General features: G+C 41.9%; 13 protein-coding genes. 8 read left to right on the top strand and 5 right to left on the bottom strand.

Features of this window, described 5'->3' with window-relative positions; translation table 11 throughout:
- Positions 1 to 175: 175 nt before the first annotated feature.
- Both NST12_RS12300 and argH read left to right on the top strand, forming a co-directional pair.
- Positions 176 to 1,387: an argininosuccinate synthase gene (locus NST12_RS12300; RefSeq protein ID WP_048623822.1), complete on the top strand. Its 1,212-nt coding sequence runs from the start codon at positions 176 to 178 to the stop codon at positions 1,385 to 1,387.
- Positions 1,384 to 2,799 carry an argininosuccinate lyase gene (argH, locus tag NST12_RS12295; protein WP_048623821.1) on the top strand — a complete coding sequence of 472 codons (1,416 nt, stop codon included), beginning with the start codon at positions 1,384 to 1,386 and terminating at the stop codon, positions 2,797 to 2,799. Before NST12_RS12300 ends, argH begins: the two co-directional genes overlap by 4 nt.
- A gap of 113 nt (positions 2,800 to 2,912) precedes the next feature.
- On the opposite strand, the gene NST12_RS12290 is transcribed toward argH, so the two are convergent.
- A complete protein-coding gene (locus NST12_RS12290) occupies positions 2,913 to 3,359 on the bottom strand; it encodes a universal stress protein (protein ID WP_003355638.1) in 447 nt (148 codons plus the stop codon).
- A gap of 1,060 nt (positions 3,360 to 4,419) precedes the next feature.
- Positions 4,420 to 5,517, bottom strand: coding sequence for a M24 family metallopeptidase (locus tag NST12_RS12285; protein ID WP_003355635.1), 1,098 nt, complete (start codon positions 5,515 to 5,517; stop codon positions 4,420 to 4,422).
- Positions 5,518 to 5,743: 226 nt separating this feature from the next.
- Here NST12_RS12285 and NST12_RS12280 point away from each other — a divergent pair, with 226 nt between their 5' ends.
- Both NST12_RS12280 and NST12_RS12275 read left to right on the top strand, forming a co-directional pair.
- Complete coding sequence (locus tag NST12_RS12280; RefSeq protein ID WP_003355634.1) at positions 5,744 to 6,424, top strand: metal-dependent hydrolase; 681 nt, start codon at positions 5,744 to 5,746, stop codon at positions 6,422 to 6,424.
- 158 nt (positions 6,425 to 6,582) lie between these two features.
- Positions 6,583 to 7,899 carry a DRTGG domain-containing protein gene (locus NST12_RS12275; protein ID WP_040341853.1) on the top strand — a complete coding sequence of 439 codons (1,317 nt, stop codon included), beginning with the start codon at positions 6,583 to 6,585 and terminating at the stop codon, positions 7,897 to 7,899.
- Positions 7,900 to 7,937: 38 nt separating this feature from the next.
- On the opposite strand, the gene NST12_RS12270 is transcribed toward NST12_RS12275, so the two are convergent.
- Positions 7,938 to 8,246: a YtpI family protein gene (locus tag NST12_RS12270; protein ID WP_003355632.1), complete on the bottom strand. Its 309-nt coding sequence runs from the start codon at positions 8,244 to 8,246 to the stop codon at positions 7,938 to 7,940.
- A gap of 92 nt (positions 8,247 to 8,338) precedes the next feature.
- On the opposite strand from NST12_RS12270, the gene NST12_RS12265 reads away from it, so the two are divergent.
- Entirely contained in the window at positions 8,339 to 9,274 is a 936-nt protein-coding gene (locus NST12_RS12265; protein WP_048624511.1) for a DHH family phosphoesterase, read from the top strand.
- Positions 9,275 to 9,305: 31 nt separating this feature from the next.
- On the opposite strand, the gene ytrI is transcribed toward NST12_RS12265, so the two are convergent.
- Positions 9,306 to 9,812 carry a sporulation membrane protein YtrI gene (gene ytrI, locus NST12_RS12260; protein ID WP_328203480.1) on the bottom strand — a complete coding sequence of 169 codons (507 nt, stop codon included), beginning with the start codon at positions 9,810 to 9,812 and terminating at the stop codon, positions 9,306 to 9,308.
- A gap of 3 nt (positions 9,813 to 9,815) precedes the next feature.
- Entirely contained in the window at positions 9,816 to 10,145 is a 330-nt protein-coding gene (locus tag NST12_RS12255) for a YtrH family sporulation protein (protein WP_003355629.1), read from the bottom strand.
- A 170-nt stretch (positions 10,146 to 10,315) separates the two neighbouring features.
- Between NST12_RS12255 and dnaE the strand changes: the two genes are divergently transcribed.
- The 3 genes from dnaE (at position 10,316) to NST12_RS12240 (ending at position 15,961) form a co-directional block, all read left to right on the top strand.
- Positions 10,316 to 13,732, top strand: coding sequence for a DNA polymerase III subunit alpha (gene dnaE / locus NST12_RS12250; protein ID WP_341102222.1), 3,417 nt, complete (start codon positions 10,316 to 10,318; stop codon positions 13,730 to 13,732).
- Between the two features lie 349 nt (positions 13,733 to 14,081).
- Entirely contained in the window at positions 14,082 to 15,320 is a 1,239-nt protein-coding gene (locus tag NST12_RS12245) for an NAD(P)-dependent malic enzyme (RefSeq protein ID WP_048623820.1), read from the top strand.
- Positions 15,317 to 15,961 (top strand): FadR/GntR family transcriptional regulator, encoded by a 645-nt coding sequence (locus NST12_RS12240; RefSeq protein ID WP_003355623.1) that lies wholly within the window; start codon positions 15,317 to 15,319, stop codon positions 15,959 to 15,961. Before NST12_RS12245 ends, NST12_RS12240 begins: the two co-directional genes overlap by 4 nt.
- Positions 15,962 to 15,976: the final 15 nt, after the last annotated feature.

Raw genomic sequence — 15,976 nt, 5'->3', positions numbered from 1 at the left:
CAGTGTTCGCTAAAACAAAGCATTGTTTGAAAAAGTATTGAATAAAAAATAAAATTAGAAAATTTTTATTCAATGGCCCTTGAAAGAAGAAACGGAAAATGATATTCTTATAGACATATAAAAAAGGAATAAAAATAACTATTGATGAATATTTATACGACCAAAAGGGGGATCCATGATGGGTAAAAAAGTTGTGCTCGCTTATTCGGGCGGTTTAGATACATCGGTGGCCATCCAATGGCTGAAAGATCAAGGGTATGATGTTGTTGCCTGCTGCCTTGATGTAGGGGAAGGAAAAGATTTGAAATTTATTCAAGAAAAAGCGTTGAAAGTCGGAGCTGTGGAAAGCTATGTCCTCGATGTAAAAGAAGAATTTGCTAATGAATACGCTCTGTTGGCTTTACAAGCTCATGCTCTTTATGAAGGAAAATATCCGCTGGTTTCAGCTCTGTCAAGACCGCTCATTTCCAAAAAATTGGTGGAAATAGCTGAAAAAGAAGGTGCCGTGGCGGTGGCGCATGGCTGCACGGGCAAAGGGAATGACCAAGTTCGCTTTGAACTTTCGATCAACGCTTTAAATCCGGATCTTGAAGTGTTGGCTCCTGTCCGTGAATGGAGCTGGTCGCGTGAAGAAGAAATTGAATATGCCAAACAAAAAGGAATTCCTATTCCGGTTGATTTAGACAGTCCTTTTTCCATTGACAAGAACTTATGGGGAAGAAGCAATGAATGCGGGATATTGGAAGATCCTTGGGCTGCTCCGCCGGAAGAAGCATATGAATTGACCACAAGTATTGAGTTTACGCCGGATACTCCGGAAATCATAGAAATCGATTTTGAAAAGGGAGTGCCTGTAGCTTTAAACGGCAAGCGTTACGCGCTTTCGGAACTGATTTTGGAATTAAACAAAATCGCAGGAAAGCATGGAGTGGGACGTATTGATCACGTTGAAAACCGACTTGTCGGAATCAAATCAAGAGAAGTGTATGAATGCCCAGGCGCGATGACATTAATTTTAGCCCATAAAGAATTGGAAGATTTAACGCTTGTAAAAGAATTGGCTCATTTTAAACCTGTCATTGAAAAGAAACTAACGGAAGTCATTTATGAAGGCTTATGGTTTTCCCCCATTAAAGACGCATTAAAGGCCTTTTTGCAAGAAACGCAAAAATTTGTCACCGGCACTGTCCGTGTCAAACTGTTTAAAGGCCATGCCATTGTAGAAGGAAGAAAATCAAATTATTCTCTTTACAACGAAAAACTGGCAACGTATACGGTTGAAGACGAATTTGATCATCAAGCAGCAGTCGGCTTCATTAAATTGTTCGGCTTGCCGACGAAAGTAAATGCGATGGTTCATCAAGAAAAGGAGAAGGTTCAAGCATGAAAAAATTATGGGGCGGGCGCTTCCAAAAATCAGCAGAAGAATGGGTAGACGAATTTGGCGCATCCATTTCGTTCGACCAAGAGCTCGTTCTTGAAGACATAGAAGGAAGCCTTGCACATGTCACCATGCTCGGAAAGTGCGGCATCCTTTCCCAAGAAGAGACGGATAAAATCAAAGAAGGGTTGCTCCGCTTAAAAGAAAAAGCGGAAAGAGACGAACTCACCTTTTCGATTTCCGAAGAAGATATCCATTTAAATTTAGAAAAAATGCTGATCGAAGAAATCGGACCTGTTGGTGGAAAACTTCATACCGGGCGGAGCCGAAATGACCAAGTGGCCACCGATATGCATCTTTATTTAAAAAAACAAGTTCAGTCGATTATCCAATTGATTACTTCTTTCCAAGAAACGATTATTGAAAAAGCGGAGAGGCATGTGGAAACAGTGGCGCCCGGGTACACACATTTACAGAGGGCGCAGCCGATTTCTTTTGCTCACCATTTGATGGCATATTTTTGGATGCTTGAGCGGGACAAAAAACGATATCAAGAATCGTTAAAACGTATTGACGTTTCTCCGTTGGGGGCCGGGGCGCTTGCCGGGACCACCTTTCCTATTGATCGGGAATATTCGGCCGCCTTATTGGGATTTTCAAGCATTTATCAAAATAGCTTGGATGCAGTAAGCGATCGCGATTTTATCATCGAATTTTTAAATGATTCCTCTATTTTAATGATGCATCTTTCGCGATTTGCAGAAGAGCTTATTTTATGGTCAAGCCAAGAGTTTCAATTCATTGAATTGGATGATGCGTTTTCAACCGGCAGCAGCATCATGCCTCAAAAGAAAAATCCGGATATGGCTGAATTGATTCGTGGTAAAACGGGCAGAGTCTACGGGCATTTAATTTCTTTGTTGACGGTATTAAAAGGATTGCCGTTAGCTTATAACAAAGATATGCAGGAAGATAAGGAAGGAATGTTTGACGTTGTCCATACGGTTATGGGTTCATTGAAAATCTTTAACGGAATGGTACGGACGATGAAGGTGAATGAATCGAAGCTGACGGAATCTGTCCATCATGATTTTTCGAATGCGACGGAACTCGCCGATTATTTGGCGGCAAAAGGAATCCCTTTTCGAGAGGCGCATGAAATTGTCGGAAAACTAGTTCTCCATTGCATCCAAAAGAAATGTTATTTGGCCGATTTGTCATTGGAAGATTTGAAGGAAGCCTCTCCGGTCATTGAGGAGGATATTTATCAAATTCTCTCACCCTACCAAGCAGTCAAAAGAAGAAATTCTTTAGGCGGGACCGGGTTTGAACAAGTGAAGCAGCAAATACAATATGCGAAAGAGCTTCTTTCACAACCGTTATCTAATGATAAAAGACAAATGGATCTCCCGGTGTAAAGGCTTCATTTCTACTAAAGGCTGAATACGGTGACTGCGCTAAAAAAGCATGCTTTAAGCATGCTTTTTTAGCGCAGATATCGGTCAAGCAAATCTTTGAAAAGTTTTGCCGATTATGATTTGTTTGTGCGGACAATTAAAACGTCGCATCGGGCTGATCGTGCGATATGTTCGGAAACGCTTCCAATCAAGAATCGTTCAACAGCATTCATACCTGTGGCTCCACAAATAATCAAGTCCGCTTCGACTTTTTTAGCGACATCTCTGGGAATGACCGCTTTAGGAGAACCGTGTTCTAAAAACGTAACGATATTTTTTACACCCGCTTTTTCGGCTTTCTTTTTGTAGTCTTCCAGAAGCTCCTGTCCGTATTTTTCAGCTTGTGCGGTGATAGTGTAGTCATAGGCTTCAACGCCTGCAAATACTCGGGTGTCGATGACATGAACCAAGTAGATGGTGGCTTCATTGCGCTTGGCGATTTCGATGGATTTTTTAAAGGCCCATTCCGCCTCTTGAGAACCGTCGACTGCTACCAGAATATGTTTATATTGGGTATCCATTTCTTATACCTCCTTTTTCTTCATTGTAAAACAAATAGGAGTATATATGTGTGGAATTTTTTCGAAAAATGTAGCAATATCATTATCATATGTGTGAAAAAGGAGAAAATGTACATTTGAAAATCTTTTTTGGCAAGGTCGAAAGTCAGGGGAGCCTAAAACGAATTTCTCATAAAGTGGAAGAGCAGGCCGCTACAGAAGAGTTATCATTGAAAAATCCTTTTTATCAGTCTTTTTTCTTAGTGAAAAAGAACTTGTCTATAAAACGGACAAGTTCTTTTATGTGCGCCCGGCATGTACATGAACTATAGGGCGTAAGTCTTGAACCCCGAAGACAGAAGTAGAGGTTAGCCAAGAGCAAGGGTGTCCGTGGTGACGCGGAATCTGAAGGAAGCTGGAGGCAAAACACCGGTCCGAGGAACACGAACCTCATATAAGGCTAGGTATGATTGAGTGAGTTTGCATAACAAAACAAAGCTCTTTCTGTCGAAGGTCATATCGAGTAAATGAGGCGGATAGATGGTGTGAAAGTGCATGTACTTACCCGGGGAGGTCTGGCGGATATGTGAAGTACTCGTCATAACCTACTTAGTGATAAGTAGCTGAACCGTCAGAAGTCAGCAGAGGTCATAGTATTAGTTGGTCTAGAACAACTAAGAAGGACCGAACAATTAAGAGAGAATAGCCCTTGGTATTCAGTGAGTCATGATGAACACAGAAAACGTAGTACCTCACTTGAGGGAGGAAGCGGTGAATCCCGTGGGAGACCTCTTGGAGGGTGGAGTGACCACTGGCATAAAGAGAACAGCTATTCACGGAAGTTATAAAGACTTGCGTCAATTATCTTAATTGAACCGCCGTATACGGAACCGTACGTACGGTGGTGTGAGAGGACGAGAGTTAATCGCTCCCTCCTACTCGATTTACAGGATGGAGGCGACATCGCGGAATCTCAGGGGAAGCGCAAAGCCGGCTCTCGTGCGACTGCAGCCAGTCTGTTAAGAGAAAGACTTTGTCACTCTAATCCCCGAATGTATTGCTTTTATTCCGCTTTCCCTATTTACTTAATAATTTGCAATTCTTTCGGATATTTCGTCAGCACTTCCACACCTTTGTCAGTCACGACAACATCATCTTCGATTCGGACACCGGCTTTTTCTTGGACATAAATGCCAGGTTCAATCGTGAAGACCATGCCTTTTTTTAAGGCTAAATCGTTTGTCTCCGTCACATACGGATATTCGTGGACGCTGATTCCTAATCCGTGACCGAGGCGATGGGAAAAATATTCTCCGTATCCAGCTTGTGAAATGATATTTCTCGCTGTCAAATCCAGTTCTTTCAATGGAACGCCCGGTTTGACCGCTCGGACTGCCGTTTGCTGGGCTGTTAAAACCGTTTGGTAAATGGTTTCTTGTTCATCTGTTATGTCCCCGTAGGCGACGGTTCGTGTAATGTCTGAGCAATATCCTTTATAAACAACACCTAAGTCAAACAATACTAAATCGCCTTTTTTCACTTTAGACGCTCCAGGAGTTCCATGCGGGGATGAAGCATTTTTTCCTGTTAAGACCATCGTAGCGAATGACATTTCCGAAATTCCTTTTTTCTTGAGTTCATATTCAATCGCGGCGATGATCTCAAGCTCGGTTTTTCCCTCTTTTAATTCTGAAACTCCCACTTGAACAGCGTAATCAGCATATTCTGCCGCTTTTCTCATCAGCTGTATTTCTTCCACATCTTTGATCATTCGCAGTTGGTTTAATGTATCATCCAATCCAGTAAAGGACGCATCAGAGAATCGGGAAGCCAGTTGTTCATATCGGCTAATATTTAAATGTTCCTTTTCCAGCGCGATTTTTCGTACGGAATTGAGCCGTGACTTGACGGCTTTTTCGATTTCTTCCCACGGATTCACAATGTCGCTGTAGCCGATGATTTCATGCTCCCAGCCGGCCTTTTTCGCTTCTTTCGCTTCCATCTGCGGACAAATCAAAAAAGGTTCCTCCCGTTGAAAAACGCCAACGGCTAAAACACGTTCGTGAGGATCGCTTCTATAATTCGTAAAATAAAAAACATTATCAGGCAATGTAATGAAAGAAAAGTCAATCTCTGTTTCTTTCATCCAATCTATCAAATTTCTCAATCGGCTGTTCATGGTTATATCCCCCTCATTGATTCCTTAAATATAAGCGTAACAGCAAAATATAGGAAAGTAAACAAAGATGTAGGCAGAGTGTTTTTTGATAAAATTTGGGCAATTTTGACAATACAGTAAATGATGGAATCTCAAAAAGAAATCTTATAAGGCAGGATTTTTGGACGTTGCCAACGAAATATGCAAAAATGAGAAATATAAATAGTGTAAGAAAGGAGATTGAAATATGAAAATTTCTTACCACGGCCACTCTATCGTTAAAATTGAAACAAATGGAAAGACGATTCTGATTGATCCATTTATCACCGGAAACGAATTAACGGACTTGAAGGCTGACGAGGTAAAAGCGGATGCGATTATTTTAACGCATGGTCATTCGGATCATGTAGGAGATACGGTTGAGATTGCCAAAAGAAATCATTCCCAAGTGATCGCCATTAATGAACTGGCTGTTTATTTAGGAAAGCAAGGACTGAACACTCATGGCATGAGCATTGGGGGAGCTTATGAATTTGATTTTGGAAAAGTCAAATTCACACAAGCGTTTCACGGAACCGGGTTTGAAACAAAAGATGGACAGATCCTTTATATGGGGATGCCGGCAGGCGTACTGGTCATGGCTGAAGGAAAAACGATTTTCCATGCGGGAGACACCGGGTTATTTTCTGATTTGAAACTGATCGGCGAAAGACATCCGATCGATATTGCGTTTTTGCCCATTGGAGATAACTTTACGATGGGACCGGAAGATGCGGCGATTGCAGCTAAATTTTTGGGAGCTAAGACTGTCGTACCGATTCATTACAACACGTTCCCGGTTATTAAACAAGATCCCGCTCGCTTTATTGAATTGCTGGAAGATCAAAACGGCAAAATTCTGGAGCCGGGTGACAGCATCGAGCTGTAATCAAATGACAGTAAGGAGCTGGCTGATCAAGGGAAATGCCTACCTTGTTTCGGTTCAGCTCTTTTTAGATGGTTTTCTTAACGGTCTCCATGCTAATTGAATCGCTCTGTTTTTCACTTTATAATGGGAATAGATGATGAAAGGGAAAGGTGAAAAACTTGGCGACCAAACATGAGCAGATTTTAGAGTATATAGAAGGACTTCCTATAGGTGAAAAGATTTCTGTAAGACAAATTGCCAAAGCGTTAAATGTAAGCGAAGGAACGGCTTATCGGGCTATTAAAGATGCGGAAACGAAAGGATTCGTCAGCGCCATTGAAAGGGTAGGAACCATTCGCATCGAGAAAAAGAAGAAAGAAAATATCGAGAAACTTACCTATGCGGAAGTAGTCAATATTATTGACGGTCAAGTGCTGGGCGGTCGTGCCGGGTTGTATAAAACGTTGAACAAATTTGTAATCGGAGCGATGAAGCTGGATGCCATGATGCGGTATACGGGAGCGGGCAATCTGTTGATTGTCGGCAATCGCACCCAAGCTCATGAATTGGCGCTGCGGGCGGGGGCAGGCGTACTGATTACCGGAGGATTTGACACAGAAGACCATGTGAAAAAATTAGCTGATGAATTAGAACTGCCGATTATATCGACCAGTTACGATACATTTACGGTGGCTACCATGATCAACCGTGCTATTTACGACCAGCTGATCAAAAAGGAAATTATTTTAGTTGGAGATACTTTGACTCCCGTTGAAAAAACAGCGTACTTAACGTTATCCGACACCGTTGGCGACTATCATGAAAAGAATAAGAAAACAGGCCACGGACGGTTTCCTGTTGTGGATCAACAATTGAAAGTGGTAGGCATTGTCACAACGAAAGATATTATGGGATATGAATCGGATGTATCGATTGAAAAAGTCATGACGAAAAAGCCTTTGACCGTAAGCCAACGGACGAGTGTCGCTTCGGCTGCCCATATGATGATTTGGGAGGGAATCGAAGTATTGCCGGTCGTCGATGATCAGAATAAGCTGCAAGGGATTATCAGCAGACAAGATGTATTGAAGGCCCTGCAGATGAATTCGCGCCAACCTCAAGTAGGGGAAACGATTGATGATCTGATTACGAAGCAATTCGATATTTCCACTTCCAATCAAGAACAGTCGAACGTGTATAAATTTGAGGTCACCCCCCAAATGACAAACCAGCTGGGTACTATCTCCTATGGAGTTTTTACAACATTAGTGACGGAAGCAGCCAATCGGGCATTAAAAGCGCAAAAAAAAGGCGATCACGTTGTGGAAAATATGACGATTTACTACTTTAAGCCTGTCCAATTAGAAAGCATGATCGAAATCCATCCGAAAGTATTAGAGGCTGGAAGAAAATTTGGGAAAATTGATATTGAAGTATTCAATGAGAACAAACTGGTCGGAAAAGCTCTGTTGATGGTTCAAATGATCGATAGATGACAGCTGTCCGCCAAAACGAGCAGCTGTCGAAAGAAATTTCAAGAGGATTTGTCCCATTCTGCTGCTTCTTGTTTGACATACGGGGTAAAATGACGGTAAGCTTTGAAGCCGGCCCATACGCTGGAAAATCCAAGAACTATAAAGATCGTCGCTATCGCGTAGGCCACTGTCGATTGCTGAACGAAAAACGTGTTGATGCCGAACAAACCTACAAAAAGACCCAGCATCATGCTTGATTTTGCGGAGAGCCATTTTCTTTCCATTGGACGGTTGCTTCTTACGTACTGAATTTTATAGAAAAGATAAAAAGCCAGCGATAAAACAATGAAAAAAACAAAAACGGGCATTTGCATTCCTCCACTAGTACATTCTCATTCCATTGTATCGAATTACGAACGGAAAAAAAAGGAAATATCGTGAATAAAGAAGGGAATTTATGATGAAAAAAGAGATACTAGAAAAAATCAAACAGTACGAAACCATTATTATCCACCGGCATATTCGCCCCGATCCCGATGCATACGGATCTCAAGGAGGATTAGCGGAAATTTTGCGCGCTTCCTTTACGGATAAACATATCTATACGGTCGGACAAGAAGATCCTTCTTTGCACTTTTTAAACCGCATGGATCAAATTGAAGATCAAGTTTATAACGGAGCGCTTGTCATCGTTTGCGACACGGCCAATCGTGAAAGAATCAGTGATGAACGTTATCAACTCGGAGATTTTATCATTAAAATCGACCATCATCCTAATGAAGATCCTTATGGCGATTTGCTTTGGGTGGACACGTCGGCCAGTTCGGTCAGTGAAATGATCTACGAATTTTACTTGGAATGCAAAGACGAAGGATTAAAGATGACCAACGATGCCGCTCGACTTATTTATGCCGGCATTGTCGGAGATACGGGTAGATTCCTTTATCCAAGCACGACGGAAAAAACGTTTCGATACGCTGCCGAGTTGATTCAATATGGATTTAACCGCAGCTTGCTTTATACACAGTTGTATGAAATGGATTTCAACTTATTAAAATTAAAAGGATTTATCTTGCAAAACTTTGAACTCCGTCCGAGCGGCGCCGGCAGTGTCATCATTAAAAAAGATCTCTTGGAGCAATTCCAAGTCAGCGTTTCCGAAGCTTCACAACTGGTGAGCGTTTTGGGAGACGTAAAGGGAATCAAAGCGTGGGCTTTCTTTATTGAAGAGGGAGATCAAATCAGAGTGCGATTGCGTTCGAAGGGCCCCGTTATCAATGGATTGGCGAAAAAGTACAAAGGTGGCGGCCATCCGCTGGCTGCGGGAGCTTCCGTTTATTCATGGGACGATGTGGAACAAGTGATTGAAGATTTGGATGAACTGTGCAGAAAATAAGCATAAATCGGCGCTTAAAAGGCGCCGATTCTTATTTGACCAGTTCCAATTCCAAGTAGATTTCAACGGTCGTGTAAAAATACACTTCTTTTACTTTTAGATGAAATCTTTTATTTTGAATTTTTAACATCTTGTTTTCGATAAGCTCCTTAATGATTTGCTTATTGGCGAAAACGGTTTCTAAGTTTTTGGCTAATAAGGCGTCCAAATCTTTTTTGATTAGCTCTTCCGCTTCAAATTGACTATGTGAATCTTTGATTCCATATTTTTCGAAATTTATGATTTCTACATCAATGTTTTGTACGGTTAGCATTTCTTGATTTTTCTTGTTCAGCTTCTTAAACTCTTCCTGCCAAATGGAAAGGTGATCGTTCAAATCGCTGATCTCTTCTTTTTGCCTTTCAATCGTATTCGTTTGTTTTTCTTGAAGAGAGCCGAACATGTACAAAAAAACAAGCCAGCCGACGCATGCTCCGATGGCGGTTCCTGCTATAAATATTTGCCAATTCTTTTTGTGATAAAGAGGCGGAATTCTCATCGTTTAAATATGCTCCTGGGTCAACCATTGGATAATGGCAGCGCCGGTCTGAGCCCCGCCCATTGCGGACAAAATCAAAAGAAATTGACGGATGAGTTCTTTTGTTTCACCTTGCAAAAAGCCTTTTTCAAAGCTGTACAAAGTGTCAAATGTTCCGCCGATCGCAGCGATGATCGCCCATATACGGACATTGTTGGAAATATTATAGATTTCCGTCATGGGTGGTTTACCAGTTATAAAGGACGCAAAACCGCCAATCAAGGATCCCCCTAATAGAACACCAAGAGCAATAAAAAAACATTTGAAAAATTCCGGGAAAAATGCTTCATTCACGTTTATCCTCTCCCGCTATTAAAAGTTTGCTACATTATGTATATGGACATACCGATTCATGTATGTAAAACATCGATGGTTTCCTTTTCATCCGTACAATTGTTCGTATGGAATTTTCCCTATATAATAAGCTGTAAGGCAATATCCATTCTTGGAGGTACGCGTTGAGGATGGAAAAAGAAGCGGGAAACAGGTCAGAAAGGAGGGACAAGCTGTTGTTTGCCCATTTGCAAATTAAAACGGGTTACAGTTTGTTATCAAGCACCATTATGCCTGACAAATTAGCGGAGTACGGTAAAAAACTAGGACTAAAAGCGCTGGCATTGACGGACCATAACGTCATGTACGCAGCCGTTCCATTTTATAAAGCATGCAAAGCAAACGGAATTAAACCGATTATCGGTTTGACGGCTGACATCCAATCTCCTATTGGACAAGGACGATCGTTTCCGCTTGTCCTTCTCGCAAAACATAATACCGGCTATCAAAATTTGCTGAAGATTTCCAGCTTGATCCAAACAAAGTCGCCTCAAGGACTTCCTATCAAGTGGCTAAAAGCTTATTCAAAAGGACTTTTCGCTTTTACTCCGGGGATGGAAGGTGAAATTGAACAGCTCATTCTGAACGGAGAATTTGAAAAAGCGGGCCAAGTCGCCCACGTTTTCAAGAACATTTTCGAACAGGAAAGCTTTTATTTTTCGCTTCAAGACCATTTGCTCTCCCAGGAAGAAGAAATTCGCGCCGGTTTGACGGCTTTAAGCAAAGAAATGGAGATCTCCTGTATCGTCACTCACGATGTCCAATATTTGGATAAAGGCGATTCTTTTTCTCATGAATGTTTGTTGGCGATACGAGACGGAGCCAAACTGGCAGATGAAAATCGGAAGACGCTTGCCACTGATGAATATGATTTAAAGCCGCCTGCCGAAATGTATAAGCGTTTTTCCGGATATCCTGATGCACTGGAAAATACGCTGAAGATTGTGGAGCAATGTACGGTTGAAATTCATTTTCACCAGCAGCTGCTTCCTAAATATCCGCTTCCGGACAATGAAAATGCCAAAGAGGTTCTTTACCGGCTGTGTATGCAAGGTCTTGAAAAAAAAGGCAAGAAAGAAGATCCTCATTATTTGGAACGGCTCTCCTATGAATTAGCGGTGATCGATAAAATGGGATTTAACGATTATTTTTTGATTGTCTGGGATTTTATGAAGTTTGCAAGATCACAAGCTATTTTGACGGGGCCTGGACGGGGGTCTGCAGCTGGCTCGCTGGTGGCTTATTTGTTGGAAATAACGGATATTGATCCATTAAAATACGGGTTATTATTTGAAAGGTTTTTAAATCCGGAAAGGGTGACAATGCCGGATATTGATCTTGATTTTCCGGATCATCGAAGGGATGAGGTCATACGGTATGTCGCCAAGAAATATGGAAACATTCATGTCGCTCAAATCATCACATTCGGAACATTGTCGGCGAAAGCGGTTATAAGGGATATTGCAAGAGTGTTCGGATTTCAAACGAAAGAATTGGATCGAATTTCCAAAATGCTACCGTCTCGCCTCGGCCTGACTTTATTGGATGCTTACAAGGATTCTTCGATGTTAAGAACATGGGTAGAAAGTGATCCGGTGCATAAACAAATTTTTGAAACGGCATTGAAACTTGAAGGGCTGCCGCGGCATGCGTCCACCCATGCAGCCGGCGTGGTGATCACGGAACAGCCGCTTGTGGAATTGATCCCCATTCAACAAGGTCATGATGAAATGTATATGACACAATTTACAATGGATATTTTAGAAGAATTAGGCCTTTTGAAAATTGATTTTCTCGGGCTCCGTAATTTAACGATTTTAGAAAGAATTTTAGAGTCGATTCAATACTCGTCAGGAGAAAAAATGGATCTCAGCGAGATTCCGCTCAATGATCGCAAAACCTTTGAACTGCTTGGCAAAGGACAAACAACGGGTGTTTTTCAATTGGAATCAGAGGGGATGCGCAAAGTGCTGATGCGGCTGAAGCCGAGCGATTTTGAAGATATTGTGGCCGTTAATGCTTTGTATCGTCCGGGACCAATGGAAAATATCCCTCTTTATATTGAACGGAAGCACGGGTTGAAAAAAATCGAGTATCCCCACCCCGACTTGGAAGGAATTTTAAAACAAACATATGGCGTTCTCATTTATCAAGAGCAAATTATGCAAATCGCTTCCAAAATGGCGGGATTTTCTTTAGGAGAAGCCGATTTGCTGCGTCGAGCTGTCGGGAAAAAGAAAAAAGAAGTGTTGGCGGAAGAAAGAAAACATTTTATTGAGGGCGCTGTTCGAAACGGCTACAGCAAGGAAACGGCCGATCAAATTTACGATTTAATTGTGCGATTTGCCAATTATGGTTTTAATCGCAGCCATGCAGTCGCCTACAGCAAGATCGCTTATCAGCTCGCTTATTTAAAAGCGCATTATCCGTTGTACTTTATGGCCGCCCTTTTGACATCGGTGATTGGGAGCGAAAAAAAAATAGCCCAATATGTGAGAGAAGCAAAAGAAATGGGAATTCAGATTTTGAGGCCTTCGATTCAGAGCAGTCAATTTTTTTTCAAAGCCGAAAAAGAAGGAATTCGCTTCGGTCTTGCTGCGATTAAAGGAGTGGGGGCGGCCGCCGTTAAGGAAATTTTAAGAGCCCGCAAGGAAAAGATGTTTGAAGATTTGTTTGATTTTTGTCTGCGTGTTTCACCGCAGGCTGTGAATCGCAGGACGATAGAATCTCTTATTTTAGCAGGGGCATTTGATGATTTTGGAAAAGACCGCGCGACATTGCTTGCAAGTGTGGATGCAGCGATAGACCATGCGGAATTTATGAGACCTGATCCAGATGAAAACGGCCATTTCGAATTGTTTGCAGATGAGAGTTTTTTTCCAAAACCTAAATATACAGAAGTGGAACCAATGCCGGATGATATGCGCCTGAAATATGAAAAAGAAGTGCTTGGCCTGTATTTATCCAGCCATCCGGTCTCTGTGCATAAGTCATTGTTTCAAAAGCTTGGAGTCGTCGATATCGCTTATTTGAAAAGCCAAAGGAAAAAAATGATCATCGGTGTCTATATCCATGAATTTCGAGTGATTCGAACGAAAAAAGGAGAAAAAATGGCCTTTTTGAGCATTTCGGATGAAAGCGGAGAAATGGAAGCCGTTTTGTTTCCTGAAATCTACCGTAAATTTTTCGGAATATGCGAAAAAGGGACCGTTGTCTTAATGGAAGGGACAAATGAAGAAAGAAACGGTAATGAACAATTTATTGTCTCAAACGCATACGGAATAGAAGAAGCAGAAGAACTGGCCGCTAGAATGAATCAGCGCCTTTACTTAAAAATTACAAAAGAAAAAAAAGAGAAAGAAACGCTTCAAGCTGTGTATCGCATTTTAAAAAAATACAAAGGGGAAACGGCGGTATGGGTTCATTATGAGGATGAGCATCGGACGATTCAGCTTCTTAAGGATCGCTGGGTCAATCCGACAGAAGCTTGCATAGTGGAGCTTAAAACGGTATTGGGAAGCGAAAACGTTGTATTAAAAAGAATATAGTTTTCCAACCAACTGACTTATGGTATAGTGGTAAATAGACATTAAAAATTGGTCTGACCACAAAAAATCATGCATTTGAGAATTACAACATTGGTTCAAAGAATAAGAGAGCTAGTTCGCTGTTTAGGACAGATCATGGAACAAAAGGTTAGACAATACAGACGATAGCGCCATCGTTTATAGCTGGCCTTGCCAGAATGGAGATGGCGCTTCGGAAAAGAAGTCACGGCCAGGCGGAAAAGTAGGAGACGGTTCAACGAAGGTTCAACAGCCGAGAGAATCCAAATGACGAACCCCTTTTCTCCAATCGATGGAATGCCGGCGTAGTACGGATGAAGGAGTGAATATTTTGTCATTAAGAGAAGAAGCTTTGCACATGCATAAGTTGAATCAAGGAAAATTGGAAACCGTGGCAAAAGTTCAAGTCATGAATCAAAAAGACTTAAGTCTTGCCTATTCTCCTGGAGTGGCTGAGCCGTGTAAAGAGATCTACGAAAAGCCGGAAACGGTTTATGATTACACAATGAAAGGGAACACAGTAGCCGTCGTTTCCGATGGAACGGCGGTTCTTGGATTAGGAAATATTGGTCCGGAGGCGGCTCTTCCCGTAATGGAAGGAAAAGCAGTGCTGTTTAAAAGTTTTGCCGGCGTTGATGCTTTTCCAATTTGTTTAAATACGAATGATGTGGAAAAAATTGTCGAGACAGTGAAGCTATTGGAGCCAACATTTGGGGGCGTTAATTTAGAAGATATTGCGGCCCCGAATTGTTTTATCATTGAAGAACGACTGAAAAAAGAGACCAATATTCCGGTATTTCATGATGATCAACATGGAACGGCGATCGTGACCGTTGCCGGCTTGCTGAATGCCCTTAAAATTGTCAATAAAAAAATGACAGAGATTAAAGTAGTGGCAAACGGTGCGGGAGCTGCTGGAATTGCTATTATTAAACTTTTGTATCATTATGGTGTAAGGGACATTATCATGTGCGATTCCAAAGGAGCCATCTATGAAGGCCGTCCGGAAGGCATGAATAAGGTAAAAGAAGAGGTAGCCAAGTACACCAACCGCGAGCACAAAAAGGGAAGTTTGGCAGATGTGATAAAAGGCGCTGATGTATTTATAGGAGTTTCCGTTGCCGGTGCACTGACAAAAGAAATGGTTCGTTCCATGAACGATCAACCGATTATTTTTGCGATGGCGAATCCTGTTCCGGAAATTATGCCGGATGAAGCGAAAGAGGCCGGAGCGATGGTTGTCGGGACAGGTCGATCCGATTTTCCAAACCAAGTGAATAATGTGTTGGCTTTCCCGGGTATTTTTCGGGGAGCGTTGGATGTGCGAGCTACTCATATAAATGAAAAGATGAAACAAGCAGCGGTGGAAGCCATTGCGAGTCTCATTTCAGATGAAGAACTTGATACAAGCTATTGTATCCCCGGTCCTTTTGATCCGAGAGTTGCACCGCGGGTAGCGGCGGCGGTCGCCAAAGCGGCGATGGAAACAGGAGTGGCAAGAAGAAAGGTAGATCCTGAAGAAGTATATGAACGGACCATGAGATTGGCGGCTATTGGAAAAGGTGAGTGAAACGAGCTGTGAAAGACGCTCTTCCAAAATCCAAGTTTGTGGAAATCGTACAAGAAATTAGAAAGATGATTGAAAAAGATGGGCTGCTTCCCGGAGACAAAATTCCATCTGAACGGGAATTGTCGGAACACCTGGACGTTGGGCGTTCCTCCGTCCGGGAAGCGCTGAGAGCCCTCGAACTTCTGGGATTGATTGAAACAAGAAGGGGAGAGGGAACTTTTTTGCGTCATTTCCATGACCATCGTCTTGTTGAACTTCTTGGCATGTTTATATTGCAAGATCCAAAGATACAAGACGATGTCGTGAAAGCAAAAGAAATCATGGAAGTCGGAGGGCTGTCATTGGCTCTTCAACATCGATCTCTCCATGAAAAGATAAAAAAGGCTCGGGAAAGTCTTGAAAAGGAAGAATGGTCGGAATATGACTTTTTTTCTTTTATTTTGGATTTAGGAGAAAATCATTTATTAAAAAAGATTTGGCTGATTGTCTCAGACTATGCAACTTCCATTCAAAATCAACATTGGACAATTGAAAAATACAAACCCTATTATTTAAAGCTTTTAGAAGCAATGGAAAAACAAGATTTCTTTGCTTGCTATCGTGTTTATCAGGAAATTCAAAAGTTGTCGAATGGAAGGTGACAAACTTTTGCGTAT

This window comes from Bacillus sp. FSL W8-1127 (assembly GCF_038006725.1).
In the GTDB taxonomy this organism is placed as follows: Bacteria; Bacillota; Bacilli; order Bacillales; family DSM-4216; genus Bacillus_O; species Bacillus_O smithii.
This window is presented reverse-complemented; position numbering and strand designations above follow the sequence as displayed.

Bases quoted from the DNA above. Each gene is read 5' to 3' on its own strand.
- NST12_RS12265 (WP_048624511.1), top strand. From the start codon at position 8,339: ATGAAAAAAGAGATACTAGAAAAAATCAAACAGTACGAAACCATTATT.
- dnaE (WP_341102222.1), top strand. From the start codon at position 10,316: ATGGAAAAAGAAGCGGGAAACAGGTCAGAAAGGAGGGACAAGCTGTTG.
- NST12_RS12290 (WP_003355638.1), bottom strand. From the start codon at position 3,359: ATGGATACCCAATATAAACATATTCTGGTAGCAGTCGACGGTTCTCAA.
- NST12_RS12280 (WP_003355634.1), top strand. From the start codon at position 5,744: ATGAAAATTTCTTACCACGGCCACTCTATCGTTAAAATTGAAACAAAT.
- argH (WP_048623821.1), top strand. From the start codon at position 1,384: ATGAAAAAATTATGGGGCGGGCGCTTCCAAAAATCAGCAGAAGAATGG.
- NST12_RS12270 (WP_003355632.1), bottom strand. From the start codon at position 8,246: ATGCCCGTTTTTGTTTTTTTCATTGTTTTATCGCTGGCTTTTTATCTT.
- NST12_RS12285 (WP_003355635.1), bottom strand. From the start codon at position 5,517: ATGAACAGCCGATTGAGAAATTTGATAGATTGGATGAAAGAAACAGAG.
- NST12_RS12300 (WP_048623822.1), top strand. From the start codon at position 176: ATGATGGGTAAAAAAGTTGTGCTCGCTTATTCGGGCGGTTTAGATACA.
- ytrI (WP_328203480.1), bottom strand. From the start codon at position 9,812: ATGAGAATTCCGCCTCTTTATCACAAAAAGAATTGGCAAATATTTATA.